The following is a 19,803-nucleotide window of genomic DNA, read 5'->3' on the forward strand; positions in this document are numbered from 1 at the left end:
ACGACCCGGGACTCGCAGCGCGGTCGACCGACCGCCGGCGTGACGGATCGTTGCTCGGCGGCGCGAAACTGTCGTCCATGACAACTGGGCCTCGCTCCGGCGGCATCTGACCGCGCCCAAACGTAGGTCGGCTCCGATCGCCACCTACCACACCTGATCTCGACGGGATTCTGCTGCGGCCACCGCCATCCCGTTGCTTCAGCGCGCCCTGATTCCCGCCGGGAGAGTGCGAGACTGACCCCATGGGCGAACTGAACATGTCACGCGAAGAGCGTGAGACCTTCCTGGCCGACCTGCACGTGGGCGTGATCGCCGTCGAGCGTGCCGACGGCCCGCCACTCGCGGCCCCCGTCTGGTACCGCTACTCGCCGGGTGGGGTCGTCGAGATCCTCACCGAGCGCACCTCGATCAAGGGCCGCCTGCTCGACGCGGCCGGCCGGGCGTCGATCTGTGCGCAGCGGGAGAGCCTGCCATACGCCTACGTGACGGTGGAGGGGCCCGTCGAGATCGCCGAGGCCACGCTCGAGGACCGGACCGACATGGCGGTGCGCTACCTCGGTGACGCGGGTGGTCGCCAGTACGTCGAGCAGAGCCCCGTCGTGGACGACGTGGTGGTGCGGATCACCCCGGAGCGCTGGTTCTCGGTGGACTACGGCAAGCTCGAGCAGTGACGCCGGGCGGCTCCGGCGGCTCCATCGTCGGCGACGATCGGCTGAGCGGGAGTTGAAGCGCTTCCGACGGCGCGGGTCGACGAAAGTGGCCGGGCTCTGGGTTTCGGTGGTTGGCCTTGATGGTGGGGTATGGCGCTGGGCCGTTCTGGCCTGCTGGCCGTTGCGGCGGGCACCGCTGAGTCGGTGGTGTCTGCGCGCTTCGACGGGTTTGGCCGCGTGGTAAGTGGGGGTGGTTGCCTTGATGGCGGGGTTATGGCGTTGGGCGGTTCTGGCCTGCTGGCCGTTGCGGCGGGCACCGCTGAGTCGGTGGTGTCTGCGCGCTTCGACGGGTGCGGCCGGGCTCGGGGTTCCGGTGGTTGGCCTTGATCGCGGGGGTACGGCGGCATCGCGTACTGGCCGGTGACGGTTGTCGCGGTTCACGCCGGGGTTGGTGATGCGGTCACGCCGTCGCGTCGTTGTGTCGGCGATCGGTCGACGGGTGCGGTCGCGTGGGGGTTGCGGGCGGTGGCGGGGTTCAGGCGGTGTGGGGGAGGGGGCCGGGGTTGGCGGTGGTTCGTCGTCGTCGGTCGAGGTGGGGGTGGTGTTGTTGGTGGCCGTCGGGGTGGGTGACGGTGAGGGTGCGGGTGTTGGGGTCGAGGGTGAGGTGGAGGTGGTGGTCGTGGATGAGGTGGTGGTGGCGCTGGCAGGTGGGGATGAGTTTGTCGATGTCGGTGGTGCCGTTCGACGGGGGCCCGAAGGGGGTGATGTGGTGGATTTCGCAGCGGTCGAAGGTGGTGTTGCAGTCGTTGAATGCGCAGGTGGGGTACATGATGCGGAGTTGTCGGCGTTGGTCGTTGTTGGCGAGTCGGTGGGCTCGTCCGAGGTCGACGACGACGCCGTCGCCGTTGAGGACTGCGGGGATGATGTCGGCTTGGCAGGCGAGGTGTCGCACGGTCTCCACGGGCAGCCGGGTGCCGTCGGACGTCTCGCAGCAACGGCCGGGCTGGGTTTCGGGACCCGCCGGCTCGTTGACCAGCGGATCTCCCGGCGGGTTGGCGGTCGTGTCGACGGCTGTGGTGTCGACGGGGTCGGCGCCAGGCTTCATGTCGTCGAGGAGCGTCTGTAGGTCGACGAGGACGACGAGTTCGGTGCGTGATCGGCCGCTGCTGCGGGCGCCGAGGATGAGGTTGGCGATGGCGTCGGCGACGAGTTGCTGGTGGGTCCGCTGATCATTGGGGTTGTCGCGTGCGGCGCGGTGGAGTCGGTCGATCTCTTCGTCGACGGCTTTGCGGACGCGGGCGCCGGTTTCGGGGTCGAACTGGGCGAACAGTTTCGTCATGCCGGTGGCGTGGTCGGTCCACAGGTTGGCGGTGCGGTCGGCTCGTTGCTGGTGGAAGCGTTCGAGCTCACGGGCCCGGTCGTGGTCGTCGACCAGGCCGCGGACGTGGACCCGGTATTCGTGCAGGCCCATCGTCAGTGCGGCGGCTGAGAGGCGGTCGCGGTGTTGGTGGAGGAAGGCGGCCCGTTCATCGCTGGACAGCCGTGTGGTTGCTTGGTTCACGGCGTCGGCGTAGCCGCCTGACAGGTCCCCGCGCCGGGTCGCATCGCCCAGTGAGGGGAGTGAGTCGAACAGTTCGGAGCGGGAAGAATCTTGCTCGGTGGCCTTGTTCGACCGCTGCCCATGGGGATCGAGCGTGCGGCCCGAGGTGACCGCGGCGGGAGCGCCGGCCGGCTGCAGGTCGCGCGCCTTGCGGGCGAGGTCGGCTCGCACTCCGTCGATCATGTTGGCCGCGCGTGTCGCCTGGATGCTGGCCTGGCGCAGAGAGTCGGCCGTGAACGTCTCGATCGCGAGGTCGCCGAACGCGGTCCCGAGCGCGTCGACGGCGGCGATGAGCCGGTCGATGTCGGGGCGGGTGGTTGCCATGTCGAAACGCTAGCCGAGTGAGCGTTACGGTGCAACAGTTGTTCGTATATTTCGGAGAAAGATCTGTCTGTCCGCGTAGATCGGCACGATCGTTACGATCAGCGCGGACAGCCGAACGCCGCGGGCACTCGCTCGCTCCGGAGCGAATCGTCGCTCCGCGACGACACGGGGGTCTCCGGCGTGGCACGGTGGTGGCCTGCGCGCAGGGGCGCGGCTCGAGATGGAGGACATTGGGGATGTCGGTAGTCACGGAAACACGGGAAGAGGCCGCGGCGGCGACGGGTGCCGAGGCCGGTGTGTTCGACGTCGTCGTGGTCGGGGCGGGGTTCGCCGGGTTGTACCTGCTGCACCGCCTCCGCGGTCTCGGCCTGTCGGCGGTGGCCCTGGAGTCGGCGGACGACGTCGGCGGTACGTGGTACTGGAATCGCTATCCCGGTGCCCGGTGCGACATCGCCACCGTCGACTACACGTACAGCTTCGACCCCGAGCTGGAGTCGGAGTGGACGTGGTCGGAGAAGTACGCCCGCCAACCCGAGATCCTCCGCTACCTGCAGTTCGTCGCCGACCGCTACGACCTGCGCCGCGAGATCCGCTTCGAGACCAAGGTGACTGCGGCGGCCTGGGACGACCAGGCCAAGGAGTGGCAGATCACCACCGACTCGGGCGACACCCTTCGCTCGCAGTACTACGTGATGGCCACCGGCTGCCTCTCCGTGCCCAAGGAGCTCGACATCGAGGGCACCGAGAACTTCGGCGGCGAGGTCTACTTCACCAGCCGGTGGCCCCACGAGGGGGTCGACTTCACCGGCAAACGGGTCGCCGTCATCGGCACCGGCAGCTCAGGCATCCAGTCGATCCCGATCATCGCCGAGCAGGCCTCACAGCTCACGGTGTTCCAGCGCACGCCGAACTTCTCCGTGCCGGCGCACAACGGTCCGGTGCGCGAGGAGCGCCGCCAGCCGCTCGAAGCCGATCGTGCCGCGTACCGCGAGGCGGCGAAGTGGTCGCGCGGTGGCGTGCCCATCGAACCGACGATGCTCGCCGCCTGGCAGCTGACCGACGAGCAGCGCCGCGAGCGCTTCGAGCAGGCGTGGCAGGAGGGAGAGCTGTTCAGCATCCTCAACGTCTTCGCCGACCAGGGTGTCAACGCCGAGTCCAACGAGATCATCTCCGAGATGATCCGCGAGCGCATTCGCTCGATCGTCAAGGACCCCGAGACGGCCGAGCTGCTCTGCCCCAAGGACCATCCGTTCGGCACGAAGCGGCCCTGTCTCGACACCAACTACTACGCCACCTACAACCTGCCGCACGTCCGGCTCGTCGACCTGCGGTCGACCCCCATCGAGACGATCACCGAGACGGGCCTCCGCACGTCCGCCGAGACGTTCGAGTTCGACGCCATCGTCTACGCGACCGGCTTCGACGCGATGACCGGAGCGATCGTCGCCGTCGACATCACAGGGCGCGACGGCGTGACCCTGAAGGACGAGTGGGAGCACGGACCGCTCACGTACCTCGGGTTGATGTCGGTCGGCTTCCCGAACCTGTTCATGGTCACCGGCCCGGGGAGCCCGTCGGTGCTGTCGAACATGGCGGTGTCGATCGAACAGCACGTCGACTGGGTCTCGGACCGGATCGCCGAGCTGCGCGAGCGCGGCGTGCGAACGATCGAGCCGACGAAGGTGGCTCAGGACGGGTGGGTGCAGCACAACAACGATTGCGCCTCCATCACGCTGCACCCAGTGGCGAACTCGTGGTACATGGGCGCCAACGTGCCGGGCAAGCCGCAGGTCTTCCTGCCCTACATCGGTGGTGTCGACGCCTACCGGGCGATCTGCGACGAGGTGGTCGAACGCGACCTCCTCGGCTTCACGCTCACCGCCGAGGACGGCACCTCGGCGACCAATGACGGTGTCGTCGTGCGCCTGCAGCCCGACGTGCGCATGGTGCTGCAGATGATGGACGAGCTCGGCCTGCCGCCGCTCGAGTCGCTGTCGGTCGACGACGCCCGGGCCTTCGTGGTCCAGTCGGCGGCGATGAGTCCGCCCGGGCCCGAGGTGGGAGAGATCGTCGACGGCACCTTCCCCGGCGCCGATGGAGGCGAGCTCGACTACCGGCTCTACCGGCCGGCCACGCCCGGTCCGCATCCGCTCGTCGTGTACTTCCACGGCGGCGGTTGGGTGCTCGGCGCCCACGACTCCGACGACCCGATGTGCCGCGACCTGTGCGCGCGCAGCGGGGTGGCCATCGTGTCGGTCAACTACCGGCACGCGCCCGAAGCTCGGTTCCCGGCCGCGGTCGACGACGGCTTCGCCGCCGTGCAGTGGGTCGCCGAGCACGCCGAGGAGCTGGGTGGCATCCCCGGTCGACTCGCCGTCGCCGGCTGGAGTGCGGGGGCCAACATCGCCGCCGTCGCTTGCCAGCTGGCCCGCGACGCCGGTGGGCCGCAGATCGCCGGCCAGCTGCTGCTGACGCCGGTCACCGACTGCAGCCTCGACACCGGCTCGTACCGCGAGAACGCCGACGGCTACGTGCTGACCAAGGCGCTGATGGAGTGGTTCTGGGATCACTACGCCGATCCCGACCAGCGGCCCGACCCCAAGGCGTCGCCGTTGCTCGCCGAGCGGCTCGACGCCTTGCCGCCGGCATTCATCGTCACGGCCGAGTTCGACCCGCTGCGGGACGAGGGCCAGGCCTACGCCGAGGCGCTGCGCGCGGCGGGCGTACCCACCGACGAGCTCCGCGCCCGCGGCCACACCCACACGTCCATGACGATGGTCGACGTCGTCATCTCCGGCGCCGAGCCGCGCCGTCAGATGGCCGAGGCCCTCGCCGGGTTCTTCGCCTGACGGGGGCGTCGCCCGCCTCGTGGCGACGGAAGCGCCCTCGCCATGAGGTGTGACGCCGGGTAACCTCTCCATGGTCCGCGAAGGCCGGGGCGGCCGGGGCGGCCGGGGGAGAGTGCGACGAGATGTCCGACAGCGACCAGAACGAGATCCACCAGGTGTCGACGGACGGGATCGGCTCGTCCGCCGACGCGGCCACGGCCGACGTCGCACTGGCGACACCCGACCGGACGGGCGGACCCGACCAATCGCCCGTAGCGGGAGAGTGGACGATCCCCGTCGCGGTCGGCGTGATGCAACTCGCCGGGTTGACGTCGATTGGCGCCGGCGCCATTCACGCCGCCGCCGCCGGCCAGCACGGCGAGGTCACGTCGCTCGCCCGCCTCTTCGTCGCCGTCGCCGCGGCCCAGCTCGCCGTCGGCCTGCTCGCCCTGGTCCGCGGCGGCAAGCTCGCCGCGTCGCTCGCCGCGGCCGTCAACGCCGTCGCCGTCGGTGCATGGGCGGCCACCCGCTTGTGGGACATCAACTGGGTCGCCGGCCTCGAACAGCGTGAGGATCCACAGTTCATGGACGCCGCGGCCGCCGCCCTCGGCAGCGTCGCCGTGCTCGCCGCGGTGATCGCCCTGGCCGGTCGCCGTACGGCGGTGAGCCGGGCCCGGATCGGGGTTCCCGGCCTGTCGGTCGGTGTCATCGCCGTGGTCGCCATGCTCGTGGGCGCCAACCACAGTCACGCCGGCGGCGACCACGCCCACGGCGACGAGGCGGCCGTCGCCGCCACCGACCCAGCGGTGGTGGCGGGCGGGGCGAGCGCCCTGGCGACGGCCGCGGTCGACGATCATCCGCACCCCGCCGACGAGGCGGCGGACGGTCACGATCATGCCGTCGAGGCGCCGTCCGGCGCGGCCACCGAGGTCGCCGTCGAGGCCACGGCGTGGCCTCGGCCGTGGGACCCGGCCGTCGGCCTCGACTTCTCGGGGGTCCCCGGCGTCACCCGCGAGCAGCAGCTCCGGGCCGCCGCCCTCGTCAACGCCACGCTGCGCGACCTGCCGGCCTTCGCCGACGTCAGCACCCTGGGCGATCTCGGCTACTCGTCCATCGGCGACGCCGCCACCGGGTTCGAGCACTACATCAACTACGACTACATCGCCGACGACCGCGAGCTCGACCCGACGGCGCCCGAGTCGCTCGTCTTCCGGGTCGACGGCGCCGAGCGGACGCTGGTGTCGGCGATGTTCATCATCGCCGACACGCCCGTCGACGACCCGCGCCTCGTCGACTACGGCGGCCCGCTGATGCAGTGGCACACGCACGAGAACCTCTGCTGGACGCTCGGAGAGGACGGCAGCCCGCGGGTCGCCGGCGTGGCCGACGTGCAGGAGGACTGCCCGGCGGGGTCGGTGCTCACCGGTGGCGGCAACCCGATGGTGCACGTGTGGATCACCCCCCACGAATGCGGCCCGTTCGCCGCCCTCGAGGGTCACGGTGCCGGCCAGACCGGCTCGGCCGACGGCGTGCGCACCGACCAGTGCGCGCACGGTCACGACGATGGCGGCGGGTCGGCCACGGCGGGCGGGGTGGCCGCCGAGGACCAGGGCACGGCCGGCGACGTCGCTGGCGACGACGCGGTCGAGGCGCTCGCCACGCCCCGGCCCTGGGACCCGACGCAGCCCATCGACCTGTCGGGGATCGAGGGCGTCACGCCCGAGCAGCAGGCGTTCGCCGAGAACCTGGTCGCGTCGAACCTCACCGATCTGCCGCAGTGGTCCGACCCGGCTGTGGCCGAAGCGGCCGGGTTCCGTTCCATCGGCGACGGAGCGACCGGGCACGAGCACTTCATCAACTGGGACTGGATCAACGACGACGTCTACCTCGACCCCGACTTCCCCGAGAGCCTGGTGTACGAGCCGCAACCCGACGGCTCGCGCCAGCTCGTCTCGGCGATGTACATGTTGCCCGACGACACACCCCTGGACGAGGTGCCGGACTGGGGCGGGGCGCTCATGCAGTGGCACATCCACTCCGATCTGTGCTTCAACATGGCGGGCGACGCGCCGCGGGTGGCCGGGCTCACCGATGCCCAGGGCGAGTGCACGGCCCCCCTCGAGAAACTGCCCGAGGCGCCGATGATCCACGTCTGGCTCACCCCGAACCCGTGCGGCCCGTTCGCCGCCCTCGAGGGCGTCGGGGCCGGCCAGGTGCAGGAGGGCGAGGAGCACTTCTGCGACGAGGCCCACGGCTCGCACTAGACGGGGCCCCGCACCTCCACGACCGTGCCGACGCCGGGCGCCGACTCCACGGCGAGACACCCGCCGATGGCCCCGAGCCGGTCGCGCAGCGTCATCAGACCGCCGTCGGGGTCGGCCAGGGTCGGATCGAAGCCGATGCCGTCATCGCCCACGGCGACCCAGACCTCCCGCCCGGCCACGCCTGACGACAGTGTCACCGACGAGGCCGCGGCGTGCTTGGCGGCGTTCTGCATCGCTTCGACGCACGAGAAGTAGAGCGCCGACTCGACGTCCGGCACGCACCGCCCGACGCCGGCGAACCGAACCCTCACGGGGATGGGGCAGCGGTCGGCCGCTTCGGCGAGGGCGGCCTCCAGCCCGTGCTCGGTCAGCGCCGGCGGGTACACGCCGTGGGCCAGGCGGCGGATCTCCTGGTGCGCCAGGTGAGCGCTGCGGCGGAGGTCGGCAACGAGCGCGGCGAGTTCGGGGTCGTGGCCGACCGCCGGATGCCGGCCGGCGCGGGCCAGACCGAGATCGATCCCGACCAGCCACTGCTGCGCGCCGTCGTGGAGATCGCGCTCGATGCGTCGCCGCTCGCGGTCGCCGGCGGCCACGACCCGGGCACGCGAACGGCGGAGCTCCTCGGCCTGTTTGGCCAGCGCCTCCCGCGACGCCGACATCGATGCCAGCGCCTGCTGGAGCGACGAGCTGTTCTGCCAGGCGAGCATCGCCACGAGCCCCACGAGGCCCGGCGCGGTGAGGATGAGCACGAGGTCGCGGACCCACTCGTCGACGGACGGCGAGAAGCCCGTGACGTCCTGGAGCAGCCCGAGGATGACGACGCCCATGGCGACGACGGTCGACGTCGCGAGGGCGGCGCCGAGCTCTCTGCCCGACAGCACCGAGATCGCCAGCACGGCAGGCAGCAGCGCGGTCTGCATCATCAGCGGCCAGGTGAACGTGGCGATCGTCGAGGCGACGATCGCGATGCCCCAGTTGGCGACGGCGACCCAGGCCAGGGAGCGCCGGCAGTCGCCGTACCGCAGCGGCCGCAGGCCGATGGCCATCAGGCCGGCGGTGCCGACGACGAGCGACGCCAGGAGGTAGAGGTAGGGCGAGTGGACGATCGCCACGTTGATGGCGAACGACAGGGTCGCGGCGCCGAGGGTGATCGAGACGTCGGCGAGGATCAGGCGTCGCAGCCGCCCGGCGAGCGCGCTGGAGCCGTCCATCGCATCGTGTCCTACACGCCCGCCGTCGCGTGGCCGGCGAGGAAGACGAGCACCGCCTTCACGCGCCGATTGACGTCGGATGCCGCGTCGAGGCTGAGCTTGGCGAAGATCACGGTCGTGTGCTTCTCGACCGAGTGGGCCGAGATGCCGAGGCGTTGAGCGATCGCCTCGTTGTTGGCGCCGGTGGCCATCGCGCTGAGTACCTCGAGCTCGCGTGCCGACAGCGACTCGATCGGCGAGTCGACGAGGCGGGTGCGGGCCCGGACCAGGGCCTCGACGACCATGTCGTCGATGAACGAGCCTCCGACGGCCACGGTGCGGATCGCCATGGCGAGTCGGTCCTGGTCGTCGATGTTGTCCTTGAGGACGTAGCCGCGCCCGTGGGTGCCGTCGTCGAAGAAGGCGAGGGCGTAGGACTGCGAGACGAAGTGCGAGAGCACCACGACGCCCATGTGGGGGTGGGTGAGTCGGAAGCGCCGGGCCGCCCTGATGCCCTCGTCGCGATGATCCGGCGGCATCCGGATGTCGGTGACCACGACGTCGGGACCGTGGGAGTCGACCGCGTCGTACAGCTCGTCGAGCGACGCGCACGCGGCGAGGAGCTCGATGTCGTCGCTCGAACGGAGCAGCTGGACGACGCCCTCCCGGACGATGAGGCTGTCCTCGGCGATCACGACTCGGACCGGAGCCATCGACGCGGACCATACCGGCACGACCCTCTCCGAGCCCCGGAATAACGGTGTTCTGGTTGGCTGGCCCTACCTCCGACCGGTGGCCAGCCGGGTTCCGTCGGTCGTCGCCAGGGCCGACGATCGGAAGATGTTCAGCTCCGCCCCGACCTCCCTCCGCCGTTCAGCGCTCGCCGCGGTGATCGTCCTGACCGCCGGCGTCCTGCCGGCGACGGTCGCGAGCACCATGGCCAACCCCGGTCCCGGGATCAGCATCAAGGTGACCCTTCGGCAGGACGACGGCTCGGGCCTCTGCAGTGAGACCGACGACTCGGTACTCGTCGCTCCCGGGACGCCGGTTCTGGTCTGTTACACGGCCATCAACACCGGCGACGAGACCCTGTCACTCCACACCGTGACCGACAGCGCGCTCGGGGTGGTGATGGGTCCCGACGACGTGTTCACGCTCGACGCCGGCAACTCCGTTCGCTTCACGCACTCGGCCACGTGGAACGCCACGACCGTTCACGACGTCGTGTGGGAAGCCGTGGGCGAAGAGTCCGATCTCGGTGTGATCGCGGGCGACACGGCGACGATCGAGGTGGAGGAACCGGAGATCTCCCTCGAGATGACGGTGATGATGGACGACGGCACCGAGACCTGCGGAACCGACACCGCCCTCCTGGTTCCCGCCGGCGCCGCGCTGCGCTACTGCTACACGATGACCGTGATCGGCGACGAGGCGGTCAACGTCCACGACCTCGACGACGACCACCTCGGGGTGCTGCTGGCGGACCTCGACGACGAGGCGGGACCCGGTGAGTCGGTCGTGCACACCGAGGTCTTCGTCATCGAGGAACCAGCGCTGCACACCGGCACGTGGGCCGCGATCGGTTCGGTGTCGGGGGTGGAGGCGACGGCGACCGACAGCCTGCAGATCGACGTGACGCCGGCCCAGCCGACCACCACGACGCTGCCGCCGTGCGAGCCGGCCACCACGGTCACCGACCCGCCGACGACCACCGTGCCGGAGACGACGACCTCGACCACCACGACATCGACGACGACATCGACCACGACGACGACATCGACCACGACGACGACCACGTTCCCGGTGTTCGTCGCCCGCACGACGTCCACGTCGACGCCGGTTCCGGTGCCGGCGGGCTTCGCCGCTGCACGGAGCGTCGGTCAGGCCGGCCCGTGTGCGCCACCGCTCACCTTGCCGCCGACCCGCTGATCGGCCGGCCATGATGAGCGATGGGGCCGGTCCCCGGCCTCATCGCTCATCGCCAATCGAGAAGGCAGACCGGGACCCCCGTGTCAGACGAGTAGTTCGGCGATCTGCACGGCGTTCAACGCCGCACCCTTGCGCAGGTTGTCGTTGCTGACGAACAGCGCCAGGCCGCGGCCGTCGGGCACCGTGGGGTCCTGGCGGATCCGGCCGACGTAGCTCGGGTCCTGACCCGCCGCCTGGAGCGGCGTCGGGATGTCGCTGAGCACCACGCCGGGCGCGGCGGCCAGCGCCTCGGTGGCCTCGGCGACCGAGATCGGCCGGGCGAACTCGACGTTGAGCGACAGCGAGTGGCCGGTGAACACCGGGACACGGACGCACGTGCCGACCACAGGCAGGTCGGGGAGGTCGAGGATCTTGCGGCTCTCGTTGCGGAGCTTCTGCTCCTCGTCGGTCTCGAACGACCCGTCGTCGACCACCTTGCCGGCCAGCGGGAGGACGTTGAAGGCGATCGGCCGGGCGAACTTCTCGGCGACGGGGAACTCGACGGCCGCACCGTCGTGGGTGAGCTCGGCGGCGCGATCGACCACCTGGCGGACCTGCTTGTCGAGCTCGTCGACACCGACGAGCCCGGCACCCGACACCGCCTGGAACGTGGTGGCCACGAGGCGGACGAGACCGGCGACGTCGTGCAGGGCCTTCAGCGGCGCCATCGCGGCCATCGTGGTGCAGTTGGGATTGGCGATGATGCCCTTGGGCGCCGACCGGACCAGGTGGCCGTTCACCTCGGACACGACGAGGGGCACGTCGGGATCCATGCGGAACGCCGACGAGTTGTCGATGACGATGGCGCCGGCCTCGACGAACCGCGGCGCGAGGGCCCGGGAACCGGTGGCCCCGGCAGAGAAGAGGGCGATGTCGAGCCCGCTGGGATCGGCCATGGCGGCGTCCTCGACGGTGACCTCCTGGTCACCCCACGGCAGCGTGGTGCCGGCAGAGCGGGCCGACGCGAAGTAGCGGATCTCGTCCACCGGGAACTTTCGCTCGGCGAGGATGCGTCGCATGACGCCGCCGACTTGACCCGTTGCTCCGACAACTCCGACTCGCATGGATGCAATGCTACGAGCCGGTGGCGCAGCCCGGACTGGGGGATTTTGCTCCAGAGCTATGAGGATTTGGTCGCAACGAACCACCAGTGGGCCCGGTTGACGACGCCCACGTTGCGCAACTCTGCGCTGCCGGCGCCCCAGACGGGCGCTGTCCGCTTGGTGTTGCGCCAGATCGTCACGTCCACCACGTCGTCGGCGATCGGCTGCAGCACGTGGTGCGGGTCCATGCGGTTGACCTGCCACGCGAGTCGCGTCGGCAACCGGCGTCGCGACAACCACGAGCCGATCGCCGGGACGTTGAACAGCAGGCGCATCATCGCCCCGAGCGGGAGCAGCACGATGTCGCTGAACGAGCGCGAGCGGAAGTTCAAGGCGACCATGCCGCCCGGTCGAACGACGCGCAGCGCCTCCCGGACGAGGCTGATGGCGTCGCGTCGGTCGCAGTGCTGCAGCGTGATGTAGCTGAACGCCACGTCGGCCACGTCGTCGGGCAGGTCGAGGGTGCGGCCGTCGGGCACCGGCACCGTGCGCAGACGGTCGATCCGGCCGAAGCGCGAGACGACCTCCCGGCAGCGCTCGAGGAACCCGGCGTCGAGGTCGCAGGCGTAGACCGTGCCGTAGCGACGGGTGAAGGCGCAGGTCATCCGGCCGATGCCGGAGCCGATCTCGACCAGCGTGCGTTGGGCGTCGTCGTCACGATCGAGGCCGAACAGCTCGAGGTAGCGCGGGGCCTCCTCGTCGCCCGACTCGACGAAGGCGGCGAGCGTGACGCCCTCCCCGGTCTCGTTGTTGAACACCCAGCCCGTCGTCTGGACGACGTCGTCCGCGGAGCGCTGCTGGTCGGTCAGTCGACCAGCAACCCTCCAGGGAATGAACTGTGAGCCGCGCGGCACCCAGAGAGTATGGCGTCTGGAGGGCCGCCTGAAGCCGTCGGCTCCGGGTCAGCGCCGCTCGGGCAGTGGGGCGGCGTAATCGGCGCCGCTGTCGAGCCCGAAGGCGGTGTGCAGCGAGCGGGCGGCCAGCTCGAGATCGTCACGGGCCATGACGACCGAGATGCGGATCGTCGAGGTGGAGATCATCTCGATGTTGACGCCCTTGTCGGCCAGCGTGCGGAACATCTTGGCGGCGATGCCGGGTGACGACTTCATCCCGGCACCCACGAGGGACACCTTGGCGATGTCGTCGTCATGGGTGACTCCCGTGGCCCCGATCTCGCCGGCGACGCGGCGGACGATCTCCTCGGCCACGGCCATGTCGGCCGACGGCATCGTGAAGCTGATGTCGGTGGTGCCGTCCGTCGACGTGTTCTGCACGATCATGTCGACGTTGACGTTGGCCGCCGCCAGCGGCTCGAAGAGCGCCGCCGAGACGCCGGGCTGGTCGGGGACCCCGAGGACCGTCACCTTCGATTCGGTGGTGTCGGTGACGACGCCGGAGATGATCGGATCTTCCACTGCTGCACTCCCAGGTTCATCGGTCTCGTCGAGGTTCATCACCCACGTGCCGGGCTCCCACGTGAAGCTCGACCGCACGTGGAGGGCGACGCCGTGGTTGCGGGCGAACTCGACCGACCGCAGAGCCAACACCTTCGAGCCGGCGCCGGCCATCTCGAGCATCTCGTCGAAGCTCACGCGCTTGAGCTTGCGGGCCTGCGGCACGATCCGCGGGTCGGCGGAGAAGACGCCCGTGACGTCGGTGTAGATCTCGCAGGCATCGGCCGACAGGGCGTTGGCGAGGGCCGACGCCGTGAGGTCGGACGCCCCCCGACCCATCGTGGTGATCTCCTTGGCGGTGCTCACACCCTGGAAGCCGGCGATGACGGTCACCTTGCCGTCGGCGAGCGCCTGACGCACCCGGTCGCCCTTGACCTCGACGATCTTGGCCTTGCCGTGGGCGGTGTCGGTGATGATGCCCACCTGGCTCCCCGTGAAGCTGACCGCGTCGATGCCGAGGTCGTGCAGGGCCATGGTGAGCAGTGCCGCCGAGACCCGCTCACCGGTGGTGAGGAGCATGTCCATCTCGCGGCCGGGACGGGTGGCGGAGACCTGGGTGGCGAGCTGGATGAGGTTGTCGGTGGCCTTGCCCATCGCCGACACGACGACGACGACGTCGTTGCCGTGGCGGCGCGTGAAGGCGACGTTCTCGGCGACCGCACGCATGCGGTCGGGGTCGGCGACCGACGTGCCCCCGTACTTCTGAACGATCAGCGGCATGGCGATGCCTCGTGGACGAGCAGCGGCATGGAGCGCTACTGCGGCTTGACGACCTGCTGCACGACCTCGAAGGCGAGCAGATGGGCGCCGGTTGACACCGGCTTGGGCGCGTCAGCTCCGTGCGGGTGCCCGCCCTCGCTGGAGGCGCCGGTGTGCCCGTGGGCGAAGGCCTGACTGTTGACCCAGGCCTGGAACGACTCCTCGGAATCCCAGCGCGTGTACACGAAGTAGCGGTCCTCGCCCTCGACGGGGCGGAGCAGCTGGAACTCCTCGAATCCGGGCTGCTGCTCGACCGCGCCGGCGCGGGCGGCGAATCGCTTCTCCAGCTCGGGGCCCCCGCCTTCGGGGACGGAGATGGCGTTGATCTTCACGACACTCACGCGCACACAACGTAGTGGCGCCGGGGCCTGATCCCCCCGTCTGATCTCAAGCCGACTCCTGCTGTGACGGTGTCGTGACGGTCAGCGCAGCTCCTCGGCGATGGCCGTGAGGCCGTGGTACACGTCGACGAAGCGCGTCGTCAGCGGCGAGCAGCCGACGCGCAGCAGATCGGGCCGGCGCTTGTCGACGATCACGTCGCGATCGGTGAGCGCCCGGTGGACGTCGTCGAGGTCGTCGGCGTCGACGCGAACGGCGACGTGGGCGCCGCGCCGCCCGGAGTCGCGGGGCGTCGGTGACTGGAGGCCGTGCTCGTCGCACACGCTGAGGGCGAACTCGGTGAGGAGGCGACCCTTGGCCGCGATGTCGGCGATGCCGGCATCGGCGACGATCCCGATGCCGACCTCGGCGGCGGCCAGGCCGAGGATGCCCGGCGTCCCCATCAGGAACCGGCGGGCGTCGCGCTCGGGCTGGAAGGCGTCGCCCATCTCGAACTGGTCGCGCTGGGCGAACCATCCCCAGATCGGCTGGGCGATCTCGCCACTCACGGCCGTCGCGACGTACGTCCAGCCGGGGGCGCCGGGGCCGCCGTTGAGGTATTTGTAGCTGCAGCCGACGGCCAGATCGACGCCGGCCGCCGCGACGTCCACCTCGACCGCGCCGGCGGCATGGCTAAGGTCCCAGACGACGACGGTCCCCGACGCTCTGGCCCGCTCCGTCTCGGCGGCCAGGTCGGCGAGCTCGGCGGTGCGGTAGTCGACCAGCGAGCGCACGGCGACGTCGACGCCGTCGAGCACGTCGACGGACGGGACGACCCGCCCGGACAGCGACGCCGCGATGCCGGCCACGACGTAACGGTCCGTGGGGAAGTCGGAGCCGTCGACGGCGAAGACCGGAGGTCGCGAACCACCCTCTCGTCGTGATGCGGCCAGGCCGAGCGCCGCGTGGATGGCCTGGTAGAGGTTGACGGTGGTCGAGTCGTGCACCACCACCGTCCCAGCCGGCGCCCCGATGATCGGGGCCAGCCGGTCACCGACCCGCGAGGGCAGATCGAGCCAGTGGTCCCAGGATCGGATCAGCCCGTCCGCCCATTCGCCGTTGAGCACCTCGCCGACGCGGTCGATCGTGGCGACGGGCGCCATGCCGAGCGAGTTGCCGTCGAGGTACACCACGCCGGGGTCGACGAACTGGAGCCGCCACGCGGCCAGGCGGTCGTCTCGATCCAGTTCCTCGGCGGTCGCTCGGTCGGTCACGTCGGAATCGTCTCACGCCGCGCCGCACCGGGCGGTCACCGCCGGTCTCCCTGACAGCCGACCGGTCGATGACTACCGTTGCGTCATGCACGGGAATCGTCTGCTCCGCCGCCGGGTCGCCGTCATGCTCGCCGCCCTGTCCGCGCCGTTGATCGTCGGTACCAGTACTGGCGTCGCCGACGCCTCGTCCGCGCCGTCGGGGAACTGCGACTGGGTGGACGCCGGTGCCGTCGCCGACGTGTCGGTGGTCGAGGCCACCGCTGTGCTGGGTGAGCTGGAGACGTTCAACACCGCCGTCGACGCCGCCGGCCTCACCGAGCTGCTCGGGGGTGAGGGGCCCTTCACCGTGTTCGCCGCCACCAACGCGGCGATCGACGCCGTGCCCGAGGCCGTGTTCGCCTCGCTGATCAACGATCCCGAGCTGCTCGCCTCGATCATCGAGTTCCACGTCGTCGAGGGCGAGCGCCTGAGCGCCGCCGACCTCGCCGCCGCGGGCACCGTCGAGACCCTGTCGGGCCCGCTGACGTTCACGTCCGACGGCGGCATCGTCGTGGTCAACGGGCAGGCCACCATCGCCTGCCCCGACATCGAGACGGCCAACGCCACGGTCCACGTCATCGACGGCCTGCTGCAGCCGGCGACCGACGACCTCGCTCCCGGCTCGAGCTCGAGCGTGCCCGGCTCGAGCGTGCCCGGTTCGAGCGTCCCGGGGTCCAGCATCCCCGCTCCCTGACCGCCGGCAGGCGCGCCGTCGGCGCCCGGCGGACGTGCTAGCCAGGGCGTCGATGGACCTGCAACTTCGACATCAACCCAGCTTCTCCGTCGCTCGGTGCGTGCTCGCCGGCGGCGAGTCGATCCGCGCCGAGTCGGGCGCGATGATGGCCATGAGCCCCACCGTGCAGATCGAGGCCAAGGCCGAGGGCGGCGTGTTCAAGTCGCTGAAGCGTGCCGCGCTCGGTGGCGAGTCGTTCTTCGTCACCACGCTGACGGCCGGCTCGTCGGGTGGCTGGGTCGACCTGGCGGCCAACCTGCCCGGTGACCTCTCGGTGATCGAGGTCGCCGACGGCCAGCCGTGGCTGCTGTCGAAGGGCTCGTTCCTCGGCGCCTCGACGACCGTGCAGCTCGACACCAAGCTGCAGGGCATGAAGTCGTTCGCCGGCGGCGAAGGCGCCTTCCTGATGGAGGCGTCCGGGCAGGGCACGATGGTCGTGTCCGCGTACGGCGCGATCGACCGGTTCCGGCTCGAGCCCGGTCACAGCGTCGTCGTTGACAGCGGTCATTTCGTCGCCGCCGAGATGAGCGTGCAGTACAACCTGCGGCGAGCGGCCGAACGCGGCCTCATCCAGTCGGCGAAGTCGGGCGAGGGTTTCGTGTTCGAGTTCACCGGGCCAGGCGAAGTGCTGATCCAGAGCCGCAACCCGCAGGGTCTGATCTCCTACCTCGTCGCCAACGGCCTCGGCGCCCGCAACTGACCCGAGCGTCACGGTTGGTGCCTGGCACCAACCGTGACGCCGGCTACCAGCCGGCGCCGGTGGCCTCGAACTCCTCGCGGCGGGCCTTGATCAGCCTCTTCAGCAGGGGCACCGGCAGCTTGCGGTCGTACGGCAGCTTGATGAAGCCCTCGCCGGCTTCGTAGCCCGCCGCCTCGACCGCCTCGCGCTGTGACGCGAACTGGCGCGTCGGGAAACGCAACGAGCAGTGCTCCTTGAACGCCTGGAGCATCACGAGCCGCGTGCCGTCCTGCAGGAACGCCGGCGAGTTCCACTGCAGCGCCTCGACGGCCTTGGGCAGCCCTTTGCGGCACAGCTCGCGCAACGTGGCGAAGTGCTCTGCGGCGCGCTCGGGGAGCTGCGCGTAGAAGTCGTCGAGGTCGGCACGCTTGGGAGACGGCATGGCTGCAGATTAGGCGTGCGCCGGCGACCGGTTCTCCGACCGGTCAGTTGCTGTACTGGTGGAGCGCGCCGCCTTCGGACGCCACGCGCTCCAGCAGCGGCGAGAGCTCCCAGTGCCGGCCGCCGAGCCGCTCGCCGTACTCGCGCACCTTGGCGACCACCTCGGGCAGTCCGACCGAGTCGGCCCAGTACATCGGCCCGCCGCGATAGACGGGCCAGCCGTAGCCGTGCACCCACACCACGTCGACGTCGCTGCCGCGGATGGCGATCTTCTCGTCGAGGATCTTGGCACCCTCGTTGATCATCGGGTAGAGCAGGCGCTCCAGCACCTCCTGGTCGCTGATCTCTCGCTGCTCGTGACCGTGACCGACGGCGAACTGCTTGATCAGTTCGACCACCTCGGGATCGGGCGTCGCCTCGCGCGTCTCGGGGTCGTACGTGTAGTAGCCCCGGCCGTTCTTCTGCCCGCGGCGCCCGCTCTCGCACAGCACCTCGCGAATCGTCGAGCCGGTGGATGTCTCGGCCTTCCAGCCGATGTCGAGACCGGCGAGGTCGGACATCGAGTACGGGCCCATCGGGAATCCGAAGTCGTACAGGACCGTGTCGATCTGCGCCGGCGTCGCTCCCTCCAGCAGCATGCGATCGGCCTCGGCCCCCCGGGCGAAGAGCATCCGGTTGCCCACGAAGCCGCGGCACACGCCGACCATCACCGGGACTTTGCCGATCTTCTTGCCGATGGCCATCGTGCTGGCGACCACGGTGTCGGACGACCGGTCGCCGCGCACGTTCTCGAGCATCTTCATCACGTTCGCCGGCGAGAAGAAGTGCATGCCGATCACGCTCTCGGGCCGGGACGTGACGGCTGCGATCTCGTTGACGTCGAGCGCCGACGTGTTGGTGGCCAACAGCGCGCCCGGCTTGCAGATCTCGTCGAGCTCGCGGAACACGGACTTCTTCAGTTCCATGTCCTCGAACACCGCCTCGATCACGACGTCGCAGTCGGCGAACGCGGCCTTGTCGGTCGACCCGGTGATCAGCGCCATCCGCTGCTCCACGGCGTCGGCCGGGATCGAGCCGCGTGCGGCCGATCGCTCGTAGTTCTTGCGGACCACGCCGAGGCCGCGGTCGAGTGACGGCTGATCGCGATCGACGATCGTCACCGGGATCCCGGCGTTGGCGAAGTTCATCGCGATGCCTCCGCCCATCGTGCCGGCACCGAGCACTCCGGCCCGCTTCACGTCGATGAGCGGGGTGTCCTTGTCGATGCCGGGGATCTTGTTGGCCGCCCGCTCGGCGAAGAACGCGTAGCGCTGGGCCGCCGACTGCGGACCCGTCATCAGTTCGAGGAACAGCTTGCCCTCGACCTTCATGCCCTCGTCGAACGGCAGGTTGGCGGCGGCCTCGATGCAGCGGATGTTGTACTCCGGAGCGAGGAACCCGCGGGTCTTGCGGGCGATCGACGCCCGGAAGTCGGCGAACACCTTCTCGTCACCGCGGTGGGCGAGGATCTTGTCGTCGCGGTCGCTGATCTTGAGCAGTGGCCGGCCCTCCTCGACGACCTTGGCGGCGAAGGCCACGGCGGCGCTGCGCAGCGCAGCGAGATCGCCGTCGACGACGTTGTCGACCACCTGGTCGACGAGTCCCGCTTCGAGTGCCTCGTCGACGCCGATGTGGCGGCCCGACGTCATCATGTCGAGGGCCTTGGGCACACCGACGACCCGGGGGAGACGCTGGGTACCTCCGGCGCCCGGCAGCAGACCGAGGTTCACCTCGGGGAGCCCGAACTTCGCCCCGCGGACCGACACCCGGTAGTGGGCGCACAGGGCGACCTCGAGACCGCCACCGAGCGCGGTGCCGTGGATCGCCGCCACGACCGGGACCGGGGAGGCCTCCATCAGCGCCTGGACTTCGTTGAGGCCCGCCGCCTTCTGGGCCCCGCCGCCGAACTCGGTGATGTCGGCACCGGCGATGAACGTGCGACCCTCGCAGATGATGACGATGCCCGCCACCCCGTCGTCCGCAGCCTTCTTCAGGCCGTCGTAGAGGCCCTGGCGAACGTGCGAGCTGAGAGCGTTCACCGGCGGGTTGTCGACGACGATGACGGCAACGTCACCGACCTCGGTCGGCTCGGTGTCGATTCGGACGGTCTCGCTCAGCTGGGTCATCTCGCCAGTCAAGC

At 70.2% G+C, this 19,803-nt stretch carries 16 protein-coding genes; 6 read left to right on the forward strand and 10 right to left on the reverse strand.

Going from position 1 to position 19,803, the window contains the following annotated elements; all coding sequences use genetic code 11:
• Nucleotides 1–242 precede the first annotated feature (242 nt).
• Nucleotides 243–671 (forward strand): pyridoxamine 5'-phosphate oxidase family protein, encoded by a 429-nt coding sequence (locus DN771_RS02375; RefSeq protein WP_116995685.1) that lies wholly within the window; start codon nucleotides 243–245, stop codon nucleotides 669–671.
• Nucleotides 672–1,185: 514 nt separating this feature from the next.
• Here the strand turns inward: DN771_RS02375 and DN771_RS02380 are convergent.
• Nucleotides 1,186–2,574 carry an HNH endonuclease signature motif containing protein gene (locus tag DN771_RS02380; protein WP_116995686.1) on the reverse strand — a complete coding sequence of 463 codons (1,389 nt, stop codon included), beginning with the start codon at nucleotides 2,572–2,574 and terminating at the stop codon, nucleotides 1,186–1,188.
• 236 nt (nucleotides 2,575–2,810) lie between these two features.
• Between DN771_RS02380 and DN771_RS02385 the strand changes: the two genes are divergently transcribed.
• Together DN771_RS02385 and DN771_RS29960 are read left to right on the forward strand one after the other, a co-directional pair.
• Nucleotides 2,811–5,423 carry a flavin-containing monooxygenase gene (locus DN771_RS02385; protein ID WP_116995687.1) on the forward strand — a complete coding sequence of 871 codons (2,613 nt, stop codon included), beginning with the start codon at nucleotides 2,811–2,813 and terminating at the stop codon, nucleotides 5,421–5,423.
• A 122-nt stretch (nucleotides 5,424–5,545) separates the two neighbouring features.
• Nucleotides 5,546–7,666, forward strand: a complete 2,121-nt coding sequence (locus DN771_RS29960; protein WP_193615338.1) for a hypothetical protein — start codon at nucleotides 5,546–5,548, stop codon at nucleotides 7,664–7,666.
• On the opposite strand, the gene DN771_RS02395 is transcribed toward DN771_RS29960, so the two are convergent.
• Together DN771_RS02395 and DN771_RS02400 are read right to left on the reverse strand one after the other, a co-directional pair.
• The gene (locus DN771_RS02395) at nucleotides 7,663–8,877 is read right to left on the reverse strand and encodes a sensor histidine kinase (protein ID WP_116995688.1); all 1,215 of its coding nucleotides are present in this window, start codon (nucleotides 8,875–8,877) and stop codon (nucleotides 7,663–7,665) included. The two genes, DN771_RS29960 and DN771_RS02395, sit on opposite strands and share 4 nt — an antisense overlap.
• An 11-nt stretch (nucleotides 8,878–8,888) precedes the next feature.
• Nucleotides 8,889–9,569, reverse strand: a complete 681-nt coding sequence (locus DN771_RS02400) for a response regulator transcription factor (RefSeq protein ID WP_116995689.1) — start codon at nucleotides 9,567–9,569, stop codon at nucleotides 8,889–8,891.
• A 127-nt stretch (nucleotides 9,570–9,696) separates the two neighbouring features.
• On the opposite strand from DN771_RS02400, the gene DN771_RS29965 reads away from it, so the two are divergent.
• The gene (locus tag DN771_RS29965) at nucleotides 9,697–10,785 is read left to right on the forward strand and encodes a hypothetical protein (protein ID WP_193615339.1); all 1,089 of its coding nucleotides are present in this window, start codon (nucleotides 9,697–9,699) and stop codon (nucleotides 10,783–10,785) included.
• 83 nt (nucleotides 10,786–10,868) lie between these two features.
• On the opposite strand, the gene DN771_RS02410 is transcribed toward DN771_RS29965, so the two are convergent.
• The 5 genes from DN771_RS02410 to DN771_RS02430 form a co-directional block, all read right to left on the reverse strand.
• Nucleotides 10,869–11,888 carry an aspartate-semialdehyde dehydrogenase gene (locus tag DN771_RS02410; protein ID WP_116995690.1) on the reverse strand — a complete coding sequence of 340 codons (1,020 nt, stop codon included), beginning with the start codon at nucleotides 11,886–11,888 and terminating at the stop codon, nucleotides 10,869–10,871.
• Between the two features lie 56 nt (nucleotides 11,889–11,944).
• Nucleotides 11,945–12,781 carry a class I SAM-dependent methyltransferase gene (locus tag DN771_RS02415; RefSeq protein ID WP_162941449.1) on the reverse strand — a complete coding sequence of 279 codons (837 nt, stop codon included), beginning with the start codon at nucleotides 12,779–12,781 and terminating at the stop codon, nucleotides 11,945–11,947.
• Nucleotides 12,782–12,829: 48 nt separating this feature from the next.
• Nucleotides 12,830–14,101 carry an aspartate kinase gene (locus tag DN771_RS02420; protein ID WP_116995692.1) on the reverse strand — a complete coding sequence of 424 codons (1,272 nt, stop codon included), beginning with the start codon at nucleotides 14,099–14,101 and terminating at the stop codon, nucleotides 12,830–12,832.
• Between the two features lie 35 nt (nucleotides 14,102–14,136).
• Nucleotides 14,137–14,481 carry an antibiotic biosynthesis monooxygenase family protein gene (locus DN771_RS02425; RefSeq protein WP_116995788.1) on the reverse strand — a complete coding sequence of 115 codons (345 nt, stop codon included), beginning with the start codon at nucleotides 14,479–14,481 and terminating at the stop codon, nucleotides 14,137–14,139.
• Between the two features lie 81 nt (nucleotides 14,482–14,562).
• Complete coding sequence (locus DN771_RS02430; protein ID WP_116995693.1) at nucleotides 14,563–15,732, reverse strand: aminotransferase class V-fold PLP-dependent enzyme; 1,170 nt, start codon at nucleotides 15,730–15,732, stop codon at nucleotides 14,563–14,565.
• An 85-nt stretch (nucleotides 15,733–15,817) separates the two neighbouring features.
• Between DN771_RS02430 and DN771_RS02435 the strand changes: the two genes are divergently transcribed.
• Nucleotides 15,818–16,465 carry a fasciclin domain-containing protein gene (locus tag DN771_RS02435; RefSeq protein WP_162941450.1) on the forward strand — a complete coding sequence of 216 codons (648 nt, stop codon included), beginning with the start codon at nucleotides 15,818–15,820 and terminating at the stop codon, nucleotides 16,463–16,465.
• Between the two features lie 52 nt (nucleotides 16,466–16,517).
• On the forward strand, nucleotides 16,518–17,204 hold the full coding sequence (locus DN771_RS02440) for a TIGR00266 family protein (protein ID WP_116995694.1): 687 nt from the start codon (nucleotides 16,518–16,520) through the stop codon (nucleotides 17,202–17,204).
• Nucleotides 17,205–17,247: 43 nt separating this feature from the next.
• Here the strand turns inward: DN771_RS02440 and DN771_RS02445 are convergent, their stop codons facing one another.
• Together DN771_RS02445 and DN771_RS02450 are read right to left on the reverse strand one after the other, a co-directional pair.
• A complete protein-coding gene (locus tag DN771_RS02445; RefSeq protein ID WP_116995695.1) occupies nucleotides 17,248–17,625 on the reverse strand; it encodes an iron chaperone in 378 nt (125 codons plus the stop codon).
• A 43-nt stretch (nucleotides 17,626–17,668) separates the two neighbouring features.
• Nucleotides 17,669–19,789 (reverse strand): 3-hydroxyacyl-CoA dehydrogenase NAD-binding domain-containing protein, encoded by a 2,121-nt coding sequence (locus DN771_RS02450; RefSeq protein ID WP_116995790.1) that lies wholly within the window; start codon nucleotides 19,787–19,789, stop codon nucleotides 17,669–17,671.
• Between the last annotated feature and the right edge of the window lie 14 nt (nucleotides 19,790–19,803).

This window comes from Desertimonas flava, assembly GCF_003426815.1.
GTDB lineage: Bacteria > Actinomycetota > Acidimicrobiia > Acidimicrobiales > Ilumatobacteraceae > Desertimonas > Desertimonas flava.

Excerpts from the sequence above, each read along its gene's own strand:
- DN771_RS02375 (WP_116995685.1), top strand. The coding sequence starts at position 243 with ATGGGCGAACTGAACATGTCACGCGAAGAGCGTGAGACCTTCCTGGCC.
- DN771_RS02380 (WP_116995686.1), bottom strand. The coding sequence starts at position 2,574 with ATGGCAACCACCCGCCCCGACATCGACCGGCTCATCGCCGCCGTCGAC.
- DN771_RS02385 (WP_116995687.1), top strand. The coding sequence starts at position 2,811 with ATGTCGGTAGTCACGGAAACACGGGAAGAGGCCGCGGCGGCGACGGGT.
- DN771_RS29960 (WP_193615338.1), top strand. The coding sequence starts at position 5,546 with ATGTCCGACAGCGACCAGAACGAGATCCACCAGGTGTCGACGGACGGG.
- DN771_RS02395 (WP_116995688.1), bottom strand. The coding sequence starts at position 8,877 with ATGGACGGCTCCAGCGCGCTCGCCGGGCGGCTGCGACGCCTGATCCTC.
- DN771_RS02400 (WP_116995689.1), bottom strand. The coding sequence starts at position 9,569 with ATGGCTCCGGTCCGAGTCGTGATCGCCGAGGACAGCCTCATCGTCCGG.
- DN771_RS29965 (WP_193615339.1), top strand. The coding sequence starts at position 9,697 with ATGTTCAGCTCCGCCCCGACCTCCCTCCGCCGTTCAGCGCTCGCCGCG.
- DN771_RS02410 (WP_116995690.1), bottom strand. The coding sequence starts at position 11,888 with ATGCGAGTCGGAGTTGTCGGAGCAACGGGTCAAGTCGGCGGCGTCATG.
- DN771_RS02420 (WP_116995692.1), bottom strand. The coding sequence starts at position 14,101 with ATGCCGCTGATCGTTCAGAAGTACGGGGGCACGTCGGTCGCCGACCCC.
- DN771_RS02435 (WP_162941450.1), top strand. The coding sequence starts at position 15,818 with ATGCACGGGAATCGTCTGCTCCGCCGCCGGGTCGCCGTCATGCTCGCC.
- DN771_RS02440 (WP_116995694.1), top strand. The coding sequence starts at position 16,518 with ATGGACCTGCAACTTCGACATCAACCCAGCTTCTCCGTCGCTCGGTGC.
- DN771_RS02445 (WP_116995695.1), bottom strand. The coding sequence starts at position 17,625 with ATGCCGTCTCCCAAGCGTGCCGACCTCGACGACTTCTACGCGCAGCTC.
- DN771_RS02450 (WP_116995790.1), bottom strand. The coding sequence starts at position 19,789 with ATGACCCAGCTGAGCGAGACCGTCCGAATCGACACCGAGCCGACCGAG.